This window comes from Paraburkholderia yinzeri (assembly GCF_046581065.1).
In the GTDB taxonomy this organism is placed as follows: Bacteria; Pseudomonadota; Gammaproteobacteria; order Burkholderiales; family Burkholderiaceae; genus Paraburkholderia.
On the sequence record NZ_JBFOCJ010000003.1, the window covers coordinates 949,746 to 965,225 of the forward strand.

Sequence of the window (15,480 nt, forward strand, 5' to 3'; positions counted from 1 at the left end):
ATCCCGGATGGGCCGTGCTACGGGACGTAGCCATGTTTTTCATATGGAAAGGATAACTAATCAATTGTTACGCCATCCATATTCGATTGCGATGCCGGTTGCGCAAGCCTCTGTTTATCTGCACGGCCCCATACCGCGCCTTCTTATTCATGATTCAAGGAGTTAAATGTGAACAAGACGTATCAATCAGCCTGCACCGAAGCCACGCGTACGCGAGTAGAAGCGCCGGAGACGGCGGAGGGGCGCCAGAAGAACTCGCACAGCGGGAAGGCCATCGTGTACACCGCAGCCTGCATGGTCCTCTGCCTTGCCGCCACGGGCGCCTTCGCGGGGACGATCGTGAACTGCAACCCGTCCAACGAAATGGGGAGTTACGCGAGCGACACTTCGCATTCAGCCGGTCAGTGGTCCGTCGGCGGGGACGGGGATAGTGGCTCGAGTTATGATTACAGCGGATGCCGCAACTCCGATGGCGGCGCGGGTATCGTGTTGAACGAAGTCGGCGGCAGCAGCAAACCCGGCACTGCACCGGATGGGTCAACGGGCAATTATGCCGCAGTTACTGTCGGTCAGACCGCATACAACGCCGCTGGCGTGGTTTGGCTATATGGGCCAAGTGGCATACTTCTTCAAGGCGCGACGACCACGACGGGCTTTGCGACGTTTAAAGCCGGCGCGAGCATGACCGGCACCAAGATCCTTGACCTTGCACCGGGCACGATCTCGGCAACGAGCACGGACGCGGTGAACGGCTCGCAACTGTATGCAACGAACGAGGCAATCAGTAACCTCAGCAACAGCATCGCGGGGGGGACCGCCGCCGGAGCCGTGAAATACGGGACCCATTCCGATGGCTCGGTGAACTATAGCAATGTAACGCTGGCTGGTAGTGGCGGAACAGTTATCCAGAACGTGGCGGCAGGCGTGAACGGGACCGACGCCGTGAACGTCAATCAGTTGAACTCCGCCATCGAGAGTGTTGCGAACAATGTTTCCGGGCAGACGAGCCCGTTCTTTGCCGCCGATGGCGACAAGAATACCGAGGCGGCCGTTGCAAGCGGAACACATGCGACTGCGGTGGGGGCGAACGCGCAGGCGACTGGCTCCGGTTCAGCCGCCGTGGGATCGGGCGCATCGGCCAGCGCGCAGAACGCGGTCGCGCTGGGCGCCAATTCGGTCGCGGATCGCGATAACACCGTTTCTGTCGGCTCGTCGGGAAGCGAGCGTCAGATCACGAATGTTGCCGCCGGCACGGAAGGCACCGACGCCGTCAATCTGAATCAGTTGAGCGGCGCAATCAGTCAGGCTAACCAGTACACGGATCAACAGATCAATGCACTTGGCAATCAGGTAAATGGGGTCGCCCGGGCTGCCTATTCCGGCGTAGCGGCCGCTACGGCGCTCACGATGATTCCGGATGTCGATGCGGGAAAGACCGTTGCGGTTGGGGTTGGCACGGGGAGCTATCGCGGCTATCAAGCTACGGCGATTGGGGCATCTGCACGCATTACGCAGAATCTCAAGGTGAAGCTCGGTGCAGGGTTCAGTTCGGCTGGCACGACCGTCGGAGGGGGAGCATCGTATCAGTGGTAGTCACGGCCGGGGTTGTGAAATGGGCCGGCGCAGGGTGTCCCCGGCGGGCGCCCAAACTCCCCCTGACGTCCGTCGGCTGAGCCGCAGAGTGACCACGCGCGATGTTGCAGGACGTCTATTTTTGTCTCCTTCGAAGAAGAAGGAGGCCAAGGGAGAACGTCTTGAAGCAGCATCTGCAAAGTACGATATCAAGCAGTTCGTCGGGCAGATGGTTCAGTCCTCGGGGCATTGCCAGTTGCATGGCGGTGCCAGGATGTGCCCGGCCTTGCGGCGCAACCCGCGCGCAGCAGTTCAAACCAGGAGTCGGAGAGCAGCGTGTGGGTGCAGCCGGCAGTTCTGAGCGCGAGCGCGATGAGTTTGGAGAAGCGCGCGTGTTCGGTGACGTGCTGCAGTTGCACGCGGGTCTGGATGCTGCTGTAGAGCGCGGCGTAGGCATTGCGCTGGAGTACCGTGGCTAGGGCCGGATGGCCGGAGAGCCATACGGTGATGAGACTGCACGCGTCGAAGGCGAAGTTCAGGAACGACGGGGAGTCGCGGAAGAACTCGCTGGGCAGGTTCTCGGCTTCGTCAATGATCCAAACGGGCTGTATTGGATCATTGACGACACGAGCTTTCCGAAGAAAGGAAAGCATTCAGTGGGCGTGGCGCGGCAATACTGTGGACAGTTGGGGAAGCAGGATAACTGTCAGGTGGCCGTGAGCCTGTCGGTCGCTACGGCGGAGGCGAGCTTGCCCGTTGCTTGTCAGCTTTACCTTCCGAAGGAGTGGGCGGAGGATCCGGCGAGACGGCAGTTGGCAGGGCTTCCCGAGCAAATTGGCTTTGCGACCAAGCCGCAGATCGCCATCAAACAGCTACGCGAAGCACGACAAAGCGGTACCCCGGACGGAGTGGTGCTGGCCGATGCGGGTTATGGAAACGACACGGCGTTTCGTGACGGCGTTAGTGAAATGGGACTGCAGTACGCGATGGGTATTCAGTCGAGCCCCGCGTATGGCCACCGGGCGCCGTCCCACTGCCTGCGGAGTCTTCAACAGGCAAGGCTGGCCGGCCAAGAAGCCTGCAGCGACGTGTGCCGGGGCATAATCCCTCGCAGTCAAAGACTTGGCGCTAGCGCTCGAACCATCCCGCTATCAGACCGTTTCGTGGCGCGAAGGTACATGTACTGCCTTGAGTTCCCGTTTTGCGGCGCTGCGTGTGCGTGCCTCTCACCGCGATTATTGGCGGGCTACGCCGCGCGATGAAGAATGGCTGCTTATCGAATGGCCCATCGGCGAACTCGAACCAACCCAATACTGGCTTTCAACATTGCCAGAAGAGACGGCTGTTGAACATCTCGTTCACGTTGCCAAAATGCGCTGGCGCATTGAGCGTGACTACCAGGACGTCAAGCAGGAGTTTGGCCTCGGACACTTCGAAGGGCGTGGGTGGCGCGGATTTCATCACCACGCCTCGCTATGTATCGCCGCCTACGGGTTTCTCGTCGCACAGCGCCTCAATGAAGGCCGTAAAAAAACTCCGAATCTACGTATTCGCTTCGAACGTCGTGCAGACATTCATGAAGCGTTCCTCAAACTCGGTTGTTGCTTGATCTGCTGGAACACTCTTCAGCGAGTTCAACAGCCTTTATGAAACCGTCCCTTAGTCCTGTACCCACGGCAGGCCATGGAAACGCCAGCCGTTGCGGCCGCCGCGCCGCTGCGCGTCGTCGAGGTCGCCTTCGAAACCTTCGAGCACGTTGAACACCTGCGTGAAGCCGCCTTTGGCCGCCGCTTCCGCGGCCTGGACCGAACGGTTGCCGCTGCGGCACAGCAACAGCACGATAGCGTCCTTGCCGCCAACCTTCGCTTCGAGCTCGCGCACGAAGCGCGGATTGCGCGTCAGGCTGGTGCCCGTCGCCCATGCCACATGCAGCGTCTCCGGCACGTGGCCGACAAACTTGCGCTCTTCCGCCGTGCGCACGTCGACGAGGCGTGCCTCGCCCGCTGAAAAGAGCCTCCACGCGTCGTCAGGGGACACACCACCCGCAAAGGGCAAGTCTTTCGCTTGCGCCGCGGCGAGCGCCGCCGCGAGCGCCGTGTCGATCGTGCGTTCTTCCGTTTCCACCGCCATGCTGCCTCCTTTGCTTGCCGCGCTGGGGCGGCTCGTGAAACCGTTGACCTGCGCGACGCGCCTCGGCTTCGCCGTCTATAGCCAGCCGCAGCAGCGCCCGCAGGATTACCGGTAGGTGTCTGCATAATCATGGTACTTGCCGATTTCCACGTCATCGAGCACCGCGAGCGCATCCGGCGAATGGACGGGGAGCGAACAATAGAGCGAGATCAGGTACGACGCGATCGCCTGGTTGTTGATGCCCATGAAGCGCACCGAAAGACCCGGGCTCTGCTCGCCCGCAACGCCGGGCTGATAGAGGCCAACCACGCCCTGGCGCTTGTCGCCCACGCGCAGCAGCAGGATCTTCGTCTTGCCGTCGGCGACCGGCACCTTGTCGGACGGGATCAACGGAATGCCGCGCCACGTGATGAACTGCGAGCCGAACAGGCTGACCGTCGGCGGCGGCACGCCGCGACGCGTGCATTCGCAGCCGAACGCGGCGATCGCGAGCGGGTGGGTCAGAAAAAACGCGGGCTCTTTCCACAGCTTCGTCAGCAGCTCGTCGAGGTCGTCGGGATGATTCAGCAGAGCAAGGTTCCTGAAGACGGTCGAGAAGCGTGTGTGCCTGGGCGGACATGATTGCAGCCTCCGGACAACAGGTTCTGGCTAGCGATGTCCGTGCAAGCGTGGCGATGAACCGAGGCGCTGAGAATTATTCGATTCTTCCGTGTTTATCTTTGCCCATCATTTACGTGCGGCATCGATAGCTGGTTGCCGGCAGTCCACGAAGAGCTAACTGTCGACTGTTTGTGTGAGGCAGGTGATCGGGCCAGGCAGTTTTTGTCGAATGTCAATTTATCGGCATTTCACGCAACGGGAATCGGCTTTCTGGGTGTTTTCGGATTTCCAATTCTCCGGGCTTCTTTTATCTTGTTCAGGATATAAACGGGCAAGCCAAATTCTGTAAGGAGGATCACGGATGTCCTGGAATACCCAGCCGCGCACGCTGGAGGTGGCAAGCGACGCGTTCCCGGAATACCACGGCACGCCCCTCTTCGTGGCCGCGCGCCTGCGCGGCGTCGAGAAGCTGGGCCGCCTCTACGACTACGAGGTGGACGTCACGACCATCGAGGCGGTTCACTTTACCCAGGTGCCCCGGTACGTCGACGTCAACAAGCTCGTCGGCAAGCACATGACGGTGAAGATCGCCTGCGAGGGCAACGGCACCCGGGCGGACGGCGGCGCGGTCAACACCGGGGCGGACGTGCGGGAAATCTCGGGGGTGATCGCCGGGGTGAAGTGCCTGGGGGCGGACGAGCGGCGCGTGACCTGGCGCCTGCGCCTGCGGCCCAGCCTCTGGCTGCTGACCCTGAACCGCGAAAACCGGGTGTTCCTGGACCAGGACGTGATCGGGATCACCCGCGAGGTGCTGGCGGATTATCCGGTGATGGTGCGTTACCGCGTGGACGGTCCCGGCTATGGGCGCAAGAGCTACCCGAAGCGCGACTATGTACGCCAATGGTACGAAAGCGACTGGGATTTTTTGAACCGCCTATGGCAGGAGTGGGGCATCACGTTTTTTTACGATAAGGACACCCTGGGGCTGTTCGACGGCGCGAGCTGGAAAAAGCACGGCGCGGCCTGGCGGACGATCCGCTACCTCGACCGGGGCGGCCAGCGCATTGACGAGGAACACATCCACAAGCTGGCGCTGTCGCGTGCGCTCACGACCGGCAAGGTGACGGTGACGGACTACGACTATACGTGGGGCGAGGCGAACCTGAACCGCACGATCCAGATCCACCGCGCGGCGACGGGCGACAACGCCGAGGAATATATCCCGGCCGAGTACGCGCAGCCGCTCCAGGGCGGCATGGGCCTGCATGGCGAGCGCAACGACTGGGAGTTCGAGGCGGACCACCTGGCGCGCATGCGGGCCGAGGCGCACCGCTGCAAGTCCCTGCGGATCAGGGGTAAGGGCAACCTGCGGGGGCTGAAGACGGGCTTCGCGTTCTACCTGGAAGGCTTCCCGTATGCCCCGGCCAACATGGAATACGTAGTGACGGGCACGAAGATCGAGATCGTGAACAACGATACGGTCACGCAAAGCGGACAGCCGCAGCGCGAGTACACGTGCAAAACGAGCTTCACGGCACAGGACGCCAACGAGGTGTACCGCACGCCGCTGACCGCGAAGAAGCCGCGCGCGTTCGCGGAGACGGCCATCGTGGCGGGGTACGACAAGGACATCATCTGCACGGACCAGATGGCGCGGCTCAAGCTGTGGATGACGTGGGACCGGCGGGGCAAACGCGACGGTCGCGCGACGTGCTGGGTGCCGCTGTCGCAGCCGTGGCAGGGCAACCGTTACGGGGCGGTCTGGATTCCGCGCGTGGATGACCACGTGCACGTGGGCTATATCAACGAGGACCCGGATCGTCCGTTCGTACTGTCGAGCCATACGACGAACGACAACACGACGCCGTGGGACCTGCCGGGTCAGGGCAACGACGCGCTGTCGGGCTGGCGCAGCCAGGACATTGGAGGCAAGAGCATCGCGTCGAACAGCGTGGTGACGGACGACACGCCCGGCAGGCTCCAGGTGCAGGTGGCGAGCGACCAGGCGAACTCGCGGTTCGTGGCGGGGTTCAATACGCGCATCGAGGGCAACAGGGGGCGCACGGTGGCGCGCGGTGAGGGTATCGAGATGGCCACCGATGCGCACGGGGTCGTGCGGGCCAACAAGGGCATGCTGGTGACGACCGAGACGCGGGCCGGGGCAACGGCCCCGATGATGGACATGGGCGAGACGGTGGCGCGGCTCACCCAGGCGCGACAGCAGCATGAAATTCTTGCGGACCTCGCACAGCAGAACCTGGCACAGGATCACGGTGGTGACCAGAGCGACGTTGCCAAAGCCATCAAGGCCCAGAATGACGCTATCAAAGGCGGTGCGAAGACCAGCGACAACTCGTTCCCCGAGCTGAGCAGCCCGCATCTGATCCTCTCCAGTCCTGCCGGGATTGAGACCACAACCGCGGAATCGACTCACATCGCGAGCGGTATGCATATGGCGCTGACGAGCGGGCAACACTTCAGCCTCTCGGCAGGTGGCCGGCTTCTGGCGAGCGTCCTGAACGGGGTCCGGTTGTTCTGCCAGAAAGCGGGAATGAAACTTGTTGCCGCCAGTGGCGACATCGATCTTCAAGCGCTGAAAGATAGTATCAACATCCTCGCGAAGCTGAACATCAGTCATACCGCCAATCGCATCACCATCACGGCAAAAGAAGAGCTTCTCATCAATGGAGGCGGCAGCTATACGAGGTGGAATGGTGGGAGCGTCGAGACCGGAACGAACGGAAGCTGGATCGTACATTCCGGATCGAAAAGCATCAACGGGCCGAAAAGCCTCCCCGTCGCGATGCCAATGCTGCCCAAAGATGTATGTATCGAGTGCCTTCTCAAGAGGGCGATGAACCGGTCAGCCTTCGTTAACAAGGGAACCTGACCGTGAGTATCGACGAACTCCATGGGCACGTTCAACAGCTTCCAGATGAACCGCTGCCGTATTTCTATCTGATCGCGGACGCGGCACAGGACAAGCGGCACCCGGCCGAACTACGGGAGGCCACCCCCGGTACGCACAGCCAATGCCTGCTGACTCACCGGCAGGGGCCGGACCTGGAAGCCGTTGCGCCTCACCTCATGACGCTTCCGGCATTCAATGCACGGGACGAATGCTGGCAGTGGCTTGCCCGTTACGGCCCGGCGATGCCTGCGGCCATCAGTGTGATTGCCAGTCCGCTTGGTTTCGATGAGCTGTTTGCTCATCTACATGCATTCACGGAAGTTCTCCTGCCCGATGATGACGCGATGATTTTCGCGTTCTGGGATCCGGCAATTCTCGGAACGCTGGTTGGACAACAGGACGACCCCACTCTGCATATTCCCGGTCCCGTACTGACTCCACGCGAACGGGAACAATTTCTATTCGGTGTAGCGGCGTGGTGGTACTGGGACCGCAGCGGAAAGATGCACCGGATTATTCCGGACGCTGCCGGCGGAACTGAAAAGAAGGTTGCGCTTCCGCTCAGGCTTACGCAGACGCAGGTAGATATGCTTGTGGAGGCCAGTGTGCCGGATCACGTTCTGGGCCATATCCAGACGAACAAGCCCGGGCTTCTGGCAGCCATACCGCAGCAGGAGCAATACGCCCGTGTCGGGAAACACCTGCAGGAAGCGCGCAAATTGAACCTCTCCGGCATGCAGGACATCGTCAACTACGTCTGCGCCGGGCTGATCTACGGGCCGCGGATGCAGGAGAGCAGCGCAATTGAGACGTTACTCGAAAAGGTCAGGTCGCGACGGCTCGCCCTGACGGAGGCGCTGGAGCAATTTCCATGACGACACGTCGTGAAGTGGTGATGCGCCTGATGGCGCTGGTGTTGCTTTCCCCAATAATTCCCGCATGCAAAGACGGAAGTAATGAAATGGGATTCCTCGCAAAAAAAGAAATAGTACTTAACATTGTATTGTTCAACTATTTTAACAGGCCAATTTTCGAAGTGCTTCTTGACGGGAGTGAAATTGGTGGCGCCGGCGCATACGGTGGCGGCGGTGGTGTCATGACGGGCGTGACAATACCACTCGGCAAGCAAACACTTTCGTGGCGCTGGGCTGATACTGGTGACACCGTTGCTGTTGAGAACGGGCTGAGTCTGACAGCAGACCAGATTTCGGACGATGATCGTTATCTGGGTGTTCATATCTACCCAGACAATACGGCGGAACTGACGCTTTCCCAGTATCTCCCGGAAGCGACACCAAAAGGCGAAGAGATTTACAGGGAGAACCATATCGATGCCCGGTAAAAAGGAAAACCTGCAGTCGGCCCAGGCCGCTAATCGCGATATTCCTGCAGGGCCACCTGGCCCAAAACAGGATTGTTCCGATGTTGTCAATATAGGTGTGTTCTTTGACGGCACAGGAAATAACAAGGACAACGATGAGAAGGCAAAGAGATGGTCCAATCCAGCAAGGATGTGGCTTGCCACACAAATGTCTTCGGAGTCGCGAAAGGCGATTCACGCCATCTATGTATCAGGCGTCGGCACGCCTTTTAACGGCAAGGCGACCGACTGGCTGGACAAGGCGTGGATCAATACACAGGATAGTTTTGTTGGTCTCGCCAGCGGAACTGGCGGAACCCGGCGCACGGAATTCGGAAGGAGCAACGTCAATGACGCGCTGCGTAACGTGCTGTTGGACAACGCGAAGAAACTGAATGCTACGACGAAAGCGTATGCAGAAAAAGGCAGGAACGAGAGTCTTGGCGACTTGAGCAAGGCACTCGCGGAGCACAGGCTGATCAAGATGATCAACCTGTCGATCTTCGGCTTCTCGCGCGGCGCCGCACTGGCGCGCGCCTTCAGCAATGATTTTCTGAAGGGCTGCGGCACGGACAAGGCCGGTCAACTGACATATCAGGGCTTCCCGACGCGCATTCATTTCATGGGACTCTTCGATACCGTTGCTTCGTTCGGCGGTCCGGCAACCAACATGGACTCGTTCTTCACCGAGAAGAACCTGAAGGTTCCCGGCGCGGTAGAACGGTGTGTGCACTATGTTGCTGCGCATGAGTTGCGATTCTCGTTCCCGGTAGACCTGATCCGCCAGAGCGGACAGTTGATACCGAACTGGACGGAAACCGTATACCCGGGCGTGCATTCGGATGTGGGTGGTGGCTATGAGCCGACCGCCCAAAATCGCTCCAACAACTACGCGCGCATTCCGATGCGCGACATGATGGACGCAGCCGTGCAAGCTGGAGTTCGACTGCCGACGTATGGCGAGATGGCAAGAGACTCAAAGATCAAAGCGATATTTGATGAGCGCTTCAAGGTAATGCCCGAGACCGAGGCAGCCTACGAACGTTACATGAGCGCCGTACCCACTTTCGGCCTGGTCGAAAAGCAGATCGACACACACATGAAGGCCCTGTACTCGGCGTATGGAACGATGTATCGCAAGGGAATCAGGACTCCAGATCACCAGAACAGCATCGGGTACAGGATGGTTGGTCATCAGAGTATGGCGAACGAGGTGCAGGAATTGCGCAGCCATCCACCAGCAACGGATTCCGTTACGGTGCACTTCCTGGGTGCGACCTACGGTCAGAGTGTCAGTCCTGAGGCGTGGAGACTGCAGGCGTGGGACAGCACTGCGAGCGATGACGTTGTGGCCTTTGTCGGTAGATACGTGCATGACTCGAAGGCTGGTTTCCTATATGGCGTTGAGCCATTCAGCTATTTTCGTCCGCGCGGAATTTCGGAGTCGAGCCGGAATGTCATGGCGGTGGGACTGCAATGGCTGGATGACAATCTGGTGGCCGAGAAGGATGCTGTCATCAAGGTCTACGCCACGGCTCAGGGCGTCGTGGCCGAAACATGGAACTCCGGAGTGAAGACAGCTACCTCGACCTACAAGGTCGGGGAGCAGTTCGTACTCGACACGGTGGATGCCGGCCAGAAGTACACGGTGGAGGTTTATCAGACCAGCAGGAATATCGTGGTGTCCAGGATTGACGAGGGTGAAAAAGTCGTCATCAGCTCGGTGAACACCGTGCAGAAGAGCATGTCCGAAGCCATGGATGCCGTAAGGCAGAAGGCTATCAACGCGGCCACGCAGGCGCAACAGGTAGCGGGCAAGGTCATTGACAGCGGAACGCAGGCGGTGGAGGAGAACTGGCAGGCTACGAGAACTGCGCTAGGTCTGTGAGATACCTCGACAACCAAAAAGGGAGTTTTACGATGGACCATGCAATATGCCGTGAAGGCGATGAAACCAGCCACGGTGGCAAAGTCATCAGGGTCAGTGGAAGCATGGAAATCGACGGTCACCATAACGCGCGCCTCGGCGATTGGGTCAGTTGTCCGGCACACGGAGACAACCCGATTACCGAAGCTGGCGCCATGCTGGACGAGGGCGTACCCATCGTGGTGCATCGGTGCAGGACTGCATGTGGGAGCCTCGTGATCGCTTCGGGCGATATGACCATCTCCGATCAGGAGGCGTGAGCCGACCATTATGGCATGGTCGCACGATACCAGATTGATGACTTCGGTCGTGCCGCGCACGAAGATGATTTCCTCGAGAGACGAGGCGCCAATGAAACGCCGCACGGTTTCGCGTGCTGCTTCGTAGGCATCGGTGGCGCGTCCCGCAAGCGTGTGCGCGGCGCGTTGAATGTTCGAATTCTCGTGCGCATGGAAGCCGGTCGATCATGGCCTGCGGCAAAACGGGTTCTCAACAATGCATGAGCGTGCCCCGTCGAAACGCTCGCAAATATCCGCATCAGCCCGGATGCGTCACCGCGATGTGGTGGAGGTAGATTCCAAGCCGCGCGCGGACCTCCCGGCTTCGCCGTCGCGAGTCCCCTGCGCAGCGTCTTTCTCGCGGCCCAGTCGAGCCAGTCGCTGTTCGTTCATCGATGCTCCCGAATCATGGCGCCGCGAGAGGGCATGACGAATCAAAGCAGGCATTTGTCGGGCGTCATCAGCGGGAAGTCGTACCAGCGACGCAGCGGGTTGTGGACGAAGACATAAGTCTCGCCAACCTTGTCGGGATAGATGAGATCGGCTGGCACGAGATCATGCAGATCGATGCTGCGCGAGTGCCGGCCGTATCGATCCGCCTCATTCGAGCGGAATTTCCCCGGTCATGTTCATCATGTCGAGCGGGCCGCCCATGCGGAAATATCCGGCTCGGGCATAGAGCGCGATGCGCTCCAGCCGCTCCCGTTGGTCCGGCACTTCGATCGTGGAGGGGGATGGCGCCTCGTCAGGACCGCCGCCCCGACCGTGCCAGAAAGAGATGGGCGCGAGCAGCGCCCGAAAGCAGATCGTCGTAAACCGTGACATGACGCGCGCTCCATCGAGCTGCATGATTTTTCAATCTAGTCACCGTCCGGCCTGCCGCCAAACAACCATTTGTGCATTGCATTCCACGCGTTCTTCATTCCGTACACTGCGGGCTGCCGGACTACCTGGGAACCGCCGATCAACGCGGATCGTCCCATGTCGAGAGATACGCAATGACCGCGCGCGACGCCTCCTGGCAAATCGCTGCGGACACCGTACCTTCCGTTGCGTAACCGTGCTTCATGCAGGCAAAGGCGATTTCCACGGCGATCGTGGCAGCGTCGGGCGTAGCCGGTAACGCTTTCAGCACGCCGAGGCTGGCGATTCTCGCGCGAAAGAGCGCACCGATGGTCGCGTTCTTGGCTTCGTGCGCCGCGCGGTCGGTGTCGGCGAATGCGCCTCGCAACAGCAGGACGCTCGCCGCGGGATGCGCGTTGTAGTACCCGGCAGCCACCTTGACCACCGCTTCGATCCACGTTCGCCAGCTACGCGTGCGCTCCGCCTTCGACGTGGCCAGCGCCTTCGTCAGCCCGTCCATGTGCTCCAGGGCCAGATGCGAAAACAGGGCGTATTTGTCCGGAAAAAAGGGGTAAATCGCGGCCCGAGGCACCCCCGTTGCCTCGGCGAGCGCGGGGATGGACGTTTTCTCGGGTCCGACCGCTTCCAGCATGCGTTCGGCCGCTTCCGTCACTTTGGCCATCCGGGCCGCGGAACGCTCCTGCATGGGGCGTCGCCCATCCCGCACGCGGGCGGTGCTTGATTTTGAATCCGACATAAGTTAGATTTGTATCCGACATTTGTTTGATTTTACACCAGCGGCCCGGCACGGTCGAATGGTGCCTTCCGAAGCGAGACCGCAGATGACGACCTATGCACAGCAAACGAACTGGCGACGTATCCAGAGCTTTCTTCCCGCCGAGTTTCAATTGCACCCGGGGCAGGAGCCGCAGGAAGAATGGTGGCAATGGGGCGCGCACCTTATCCATCTCGACACCTACCGCAATGCCGCCGCGCCGCTGAAAGTCATCCTCTTCCATGGGGTCGGCACGAATGGCCGGCAGATGTCGACGATACTCGGCTCCCAGCTCGCGCGCAGGGGCTTCGAGGCCATCGCGATCGACATGCCGGAATACGGCCTCACGCAGGTGGGTCGCGGCAAGCCGGTTCGCTACGACGACTGGGTGCAGGCCGGGAGCGATCTCGTCGATACGGAACTGGCCAGGGACAACCGTCCCATCGTGCTGTACGGCCTTAGCGCCGGCGGCATGGAGACCTATCACGTCGCCGCCAGGAACCGAAAGGTGAAAGGCATCGTCGGCATGACCTTTCTCGATCAACGCATGCAACAGGTCCGCGACGAGACGGCACGCAATCTGTTCATGAGCCGCGTTGGCGGGCCGCTGGCCACGCTGCTCGACCGTACCCCGCTGGCAGGCTTTCGCATGCCTATGGCAGTGGCGAGCAAGATGCACGCGCTGGTCAACGACGCTGCAGCGCTGAGAGCCTGCATGGCGGACCGCACGTCGGCTGGCAAATGGGTGACGATGCGCTTTCTTTCCAGCTACACGACCTATCGGCCCGACATCGAGCCCGAACATTTCGACGTGTGCCCGATCCTGCTGACGCAACCGGCGCAGGATCGCTGGACCCCGCTGCATCTGAGCGAGCTGTTTCTCCAGCGCATCGGGCGTGTTCCGGTGAAGGTCGAGATGCTCGAAAACGCGGGGCACTATCCGCTGGAGCAGCCCGGGCTCAACCAGATGGTGTCCGTCATTCACGACTTCTGTGTCGAGGTGGCGCGCGAGCACTCGTAGGCGTGCAGGGTTGGAAGAGCCATTCCGATTTCTTCAGTACACTTCATGTACGCAATTTCTGCCATCTCATGCGCCACGAATGACACCAGCGTGACGCACAGTCAGGAGAACATTGTTGCATGTACAGGAAACGGATTTGCACGGCATTGCTGGGTCTCTTCACCGCCACGCTGGCGCCTGCCGGTTACGCGCAATACACGACTGACTGGCTCGCGAATACGTTCGGCACCCTGGCTTCGCACGTTGGCAACGGCGCGCGCTCGATGTGGGTCGCGCCCGAAGGTGTCATCTATACGTCGTCGCGCTGGGACGAGAACGCGGGCGGCGTAGCGATCTACCAGAACGGCCAGACGCTCGGCACGATCGGCACGCACGACGAGTTCCAGGGCGGCGCGATCACGGGCAACGCGACCTCGATTTTCGTCGCGCTCGGCGACGACCAGTCATTCGGCAGCGGCTCGGTGGGCCGCTACAACCGCAGTTCGAACACGCGCGATCTGCGCATTCCGGTCAGCACGTGGACCGGCATCCAGAACGCGGACGTGATCACCGGGCTCGCCACCGCCGGCACGCTGCTGTACGCCAGCGATTTTTACGGCAACCGCGTCCGTGTCTACACAACCGACGGCGTCTGGCAGCGCGACATCGCCGTGCAGCAACCCGGCGCGCTCGCGATCGACGCGGCGGGCAACCTGTGGGTCGCGCGCGAAAGCGCGGGCGTGGTCGCGCAGTTCAGCCCGGGCGGCGCGCCGATGAACACCATCCAGATGGCGCCGGGCGCGCGCCCTTCGGCGCTCGATTTCGACGCGCTGACGAACCAGTTGCTGGTCGGGGACGAGGGCCCCGACATGAACATCAAGTGCTACGCGCTGGTCGGCGTGCCCGTGCAGGTCGGCACGTTCGGCGTGCAGGGCGGCTATCTCGACACGACCACGGGCATCAAGGGGCAGGTTGGCGACAAGCGTTTCACGCGCGTGGTCGGCATCGGCAAGGATGCGGCCGGCAATCTGTACGTGCTCGACAACGCGTGGGGCGGCGGCTGGGATCTCGGGCGCAACGGCAGTACCCACATTCAGTCGTACAACCCGGCAGGCACGCTGCAATGGACGTTGCAGGCGCTGAATTTCGAGGCTGTCGCCGCACCGGACCCCGCCACCGACGGCGCCTGGTTCTACAGCGGCAACAACATCTATACGGGCACGTCGGGCGGCACGTTCGTTGCGAACACAATCGATCCGTTCACCTACCCGAACGATCCGCGCCTGAACATGAACGACTATCAGCGCGGCCAGCATTTCGGACAACTCGTGGTGGTGGGCGGCAACCGCATTCTCGTCGCGTCCGGCCAGAACCCCGGCAACTTCAACTTCTATTACTTCCAGCCGTCGAGCGGCTACATCGCGATTCCGGACGGCTCGATTCCGGGCACGGCGTTCAACACGAGCCTGCAGGTCACGGCCGGCTTCGCGATCGACGGCAACGGCGACGTGTGGGCCGGCCTCAACCGGACCAACCAGATCTACCACTATCCGATGACGGGCTTCGACGCGAACGGCAAGCCGTCATGGGGCGCGGCCACGACGATCCAGATCCCGCACACCGTGCTGCCGCTCGCGCGGATCATCTATCAATCGGACAGCGACACGATGATCCTCGCTCAGGGCATTTCGGGAAGCTGGGACTGGACGGCGATGAACGGATACATCGAGGTCTATCACGGATGGAAGGCCGGCAACACGACCCGGCGGACTCCCGTCATCCAGTTGACGAACGCGAACCCGAAATCGATCGCGGCAGCCGGCCATTATCTGTTCGTCGGCTACGTGCATACGGTGCCGAACATCGACGTATACGACCTCAATACGGGCAGCTTCGTCACGACGCTGACGAATTCGAACCCGTCGGCCATGGACGTCGGCAACGACGTGGATTCCATGTACGGCGTGCGCGCGTACCTGCGGTCGACCGGCGACTATGTGATCACCAAGGACAACTACAACGGATCGAGCGTCGTCGTTTATCACTGGCATCCGTGATGCCGGTCCGAACGTAGGGCCAGGCGC

12 protein-coding genes and 5 pseudogenes are annotated in these 15,480 nt (G+C 60.9%); 10 read left to right on the forward strand and 7 right to left on the reverse strand.

Annotated features, from left to right (window positions below):
• Positions 1 to 168: 168 nt before the first annotated feature.
• Positions 169 to 1,593, forward strand: coding sequence for a YadA family autotransporter adhesin (locus tag WJ542_RS31065; RefSeq protein WP_411193364.1), 1,425 nt, complete (start codon positions 169 to 171; stop codon positions 1,591 to 1,593).
• Positions 1,594 to 1,781: 188 nt separating this feature from the next.
• Here WJ542_RS31065 and WJ542_RS31070 read toward each other — a convergent pair whose 3' ends face one another.
• Complete coding sequence (locus tag WJ542_RS31070; RefSeq protein WP_411193365.1) at positions 1,782 to 2,225, reverse strand: AAA family ATPase; 444 nt, start codon at positions 2,223 to 2,225, stop codon at positions 1,782 to 1,784.
• Between WJ542_RS31070 and WJ542_RS31075 the strand changes: the two are divergent.
• Positions 2,172 to 3,114: pseudogene (locus WJ542_RS31075) on the forward strand (IS701 family transposase); the annotation flags it as partial. The gene WJ542_RS31070 and the pseudogene WJ542_RS31075 overlap by 54 nt on opposite strands.
• Positions 3,115 to 3,222 (forward strand): annotated as a pseudogene (locus tag WJ542_RS31080) (IS5/IS1182 family transposase); the annotation flags it as partial.
• Positions 3,223 to 3,231: 9 nt separating this feature from the next.
• Here the strand turns inward: WJ542_RS31080 and WJ542_RS31085 are convergent.
• Positions 3,232 to 3,702, reverse strand: a complete 471-nt coding sequence (locus WJ542_RS31085; protein WP_411193366.1) for a rhodanese-like domain-containing protein — start codon at positions 3,700 to 3,702, stop codon at positions 3,232 to 3,234.
• 105 nt (positions 3,703 to 3,807) lie between these two features.
• Positions 3,808 to 4,260, reverse strand: a pseudogene (locus WJ542_RS31090) (hypothetical protein); the annotation flags it as partial.
• Between the two features lie 403 nt (positions 4,261 to 4,663).
• Here WJ542_RS31090 and WJ542_RS31095 point away from each other — a divergent pair.
• Genes WJ542_RS31095 through WJ542_RS31115 form a run of 5 tightly spaced genes read left to right on the forward strand, consistent with a single transcriptional unit; the run spans position 4,664 to position 10,760 of the window.
• Positions 4,664 to 7,192: a type VI secretion system Vgr family protein gene (locus WJ542_RS31095; RefSeq protein ID WP_411193367.1), complete on the forward strand. Its 2,529-nt coding sequence runs from the start codon at positions 4,664 to 4,666 to the stop codon at positions 7,190 to 7,192.
• Between the two features lie 2 nt (positions 7,193 to 7,194).
• The gene (locus WJ542_RS31100) at positions 7,195 to 8,088 is read left to right on the forward strand and encodes a DUF4123 domain-containing protein (protein WP_411193368.1); all 894 of its coding nucleotides are present in this window, start codon (positions 7,195 to 7,197) and stop codon (positions 8,086 to 8,088) included.
• Positions 8,085 to 8,555: a hypothetical protein gene (locus WJ542_RS31105; RefSeq protein ID WP_411193369.1), complete on the forward strand. Its 471-nt coding sequence runs from the start codon at positions 8,085 to 8,087 to the stop codon at positions 8,553 to 8,555. The genes WJ542_RS31100 and WJ542_RS31105 overlap by 4 nt, the downstream gene beginning before the upstream one ends.
• Positions 8,545 to 10,461 (forward strand): T6SS phospholipase effector Tle1-like catalytic domain-containing protein, encoded by a 1,917-nt coding sequence (locus tag WJ542_RS31110; RefSeq protein ID WP_411193370.1) that lies wholly within the window; start codon positions 8,545 to 8,547, stop codon positions 10,459 to 10,461. Before WJ542_RS31105 ends, WJ542_RS31110 begins: the two co-directional genes overlap by 11 nt.
• A gap of 32 nt (positions 10,462 to 10,493) precedes the next feature.
• Positions 10,494 to 10,760 carry a PAAR domain-containing protein gene (locus tag WJ542_RS31115; RefSeq protein ID WP_411193371.1) on the forward strand — a complete coding sequence of 89 codons (267 nt, stop codon included), beginning with the start codon at positions 10,494 to 10,496 and terminating at the stop codon, positions 10,758 to 10,760.
• Between the two features lie 24 nt (positions 10,761 to 10,784).
• On the opposite strand, the pseudogene WJ542_RS31120 reads toward WJ542_RS31115, so the two are convergent.
• The 4 genes and pseudogenes from WJ542_RS31120 to WJ542_RS31135 form a co-directional block, all read right to left on the reverse strand.
• A pseudogene (locus WJ542_RS31120) lies at positions 10,785 to 10,955 on the reverse strand (aminotransferase class V-fold PLP-dependent enzyme); the annotation flags it as partial.
• 260 nt (positions 10,956 to 11,215) lie between these two features.
• Positions 11,216 to 11,356 (reverse strand): annotated as a pseudogene (locus WJ542_RS31125) (CmcJ/NvfI family oxidoreductase); the annotation flags it as partial.
• 22 nt (positions 11,357 to 11,378) lie between these two features.
• Positions 11,379 to 11,603, reverse strand: coding sequence for a hypothetical protein (locus WJ542_RS31130; protein WP_411193372.1), 225 nt, complete (start codon positions 11,601 to 11,603; stop codon positions 11,379 to 11,381).
• 139 nt (positions 11,604 to 11,742) lie between these two features.
• Positions 11,743 to 12,303: a TetR/AcrR family transcriptional regulator gene (locus tag WJ542_RS31135; protein WP_411193373.1), complete on the reverse strand. Its 561-nt coding sequence runs from the start codon at positions 12,301 to 12,303 to the stop codon at positions 11,743 to 11,745.
• Positions 12,304 to 12,463: 160 nt separating this feature from the next.
• Here WJ542_RS31135 and WJ542_RS31140 point away from each other — a divergent pair, with 160 nt between their 5' ends.
• Positions 12,464 to 13,417: an alpha/beta hydrolase gene (locus WJ542_RS31140; RefSeq protein ID WP_411193374.1), complete on the forward strand. Its 954-nt coding sequence runs from the start codon at positions 12,464 to 12,466 to the stop codon at positions 13,415 to 13,417.
• A 119-nt stretch (positions 13,418 to 13,536) separates the two neighbouring features.
• Entirely contained in the window at positions 13,537 to 15,453 is a 1,917-nt protein-coding gene (locus WJ542_RS31145) for an SMP-30/gluconolaconase/LRE-like region family protein (protein WP_411193375.1), read from the forward strand.
• Positions 15,454 to 15,480: the final 27 nt, after the last annotated feature.

Coding starts and splice junctions, on each gene's coding strand:
- WJ542_RS31070 (WP_411193365.1), bottom strand. CDS start 2,225: ATGCTTTCCTTTCTTCGGAAAGCTCGTGTCGTCAATGATCCAATACAG.
- WJ542_RS31085 (WP_411193366.1), bottom strand. CDS start 3,702: ATGGCGGTGGAAACGGAAGAACGCACGATCGACACGGCGCTCGCGGCG.
- WJ542_RS31095 (WP_411193367.1), top strand. CDS start 4,664: ATGTCCTGGAATACCCAGCCGCGCACGCTGGAGGTGGCAAGCGACGCG.
- WJ542_RS31105 (WP_411193369.1), top strand. CDS start 8,085: ATGACGACACGTCGTGAAGTGGTGATGCGCCTGATGGCGCTGGTGTTG.
- WJ542_RS31110 (WP_411193370.1), top strand. CDS start 8,545: ATGCCCGGTAAAAAGGAAAACCTGCAGTCGGCCCAGGCCGCTAATCGC.
- WJ542_RS31115 (WP_411193371.1), top strand. CDS start 10,494: ATGGACCATGCAATATGCCGTGAAGGCGATGAAACCAGCCACGGTGGC.
- WJ542_RS31130 (WP_411193372.1), bottom strand. CDS start 11,603: ATGTCACGGTTTACGACGATCTGCTTTCGGGCGCTGCTCGCGCCCATC.
- WJ542_RS31135 (WP_411193373.1), bottom strand. CDS start 12,303: ATGGCCAAAGTGACGGAAGCGGCCGAACGCATGCTGGAAGCGGTCGGA.
- WJ542_RS31140 (WP_411193374.1), top strand. CDS start 12,464: ATGACGACCTATGCACAGCAAACGAACTGGCGACGTATCCAGAGCTTT.
- WJ542_RS31145 (WP_411193375.1), top strand. CDS start 13,537: ATGTACAGGAAACGGATTTGCACGGCATTGCTGGGTCTCTTCACCGCC.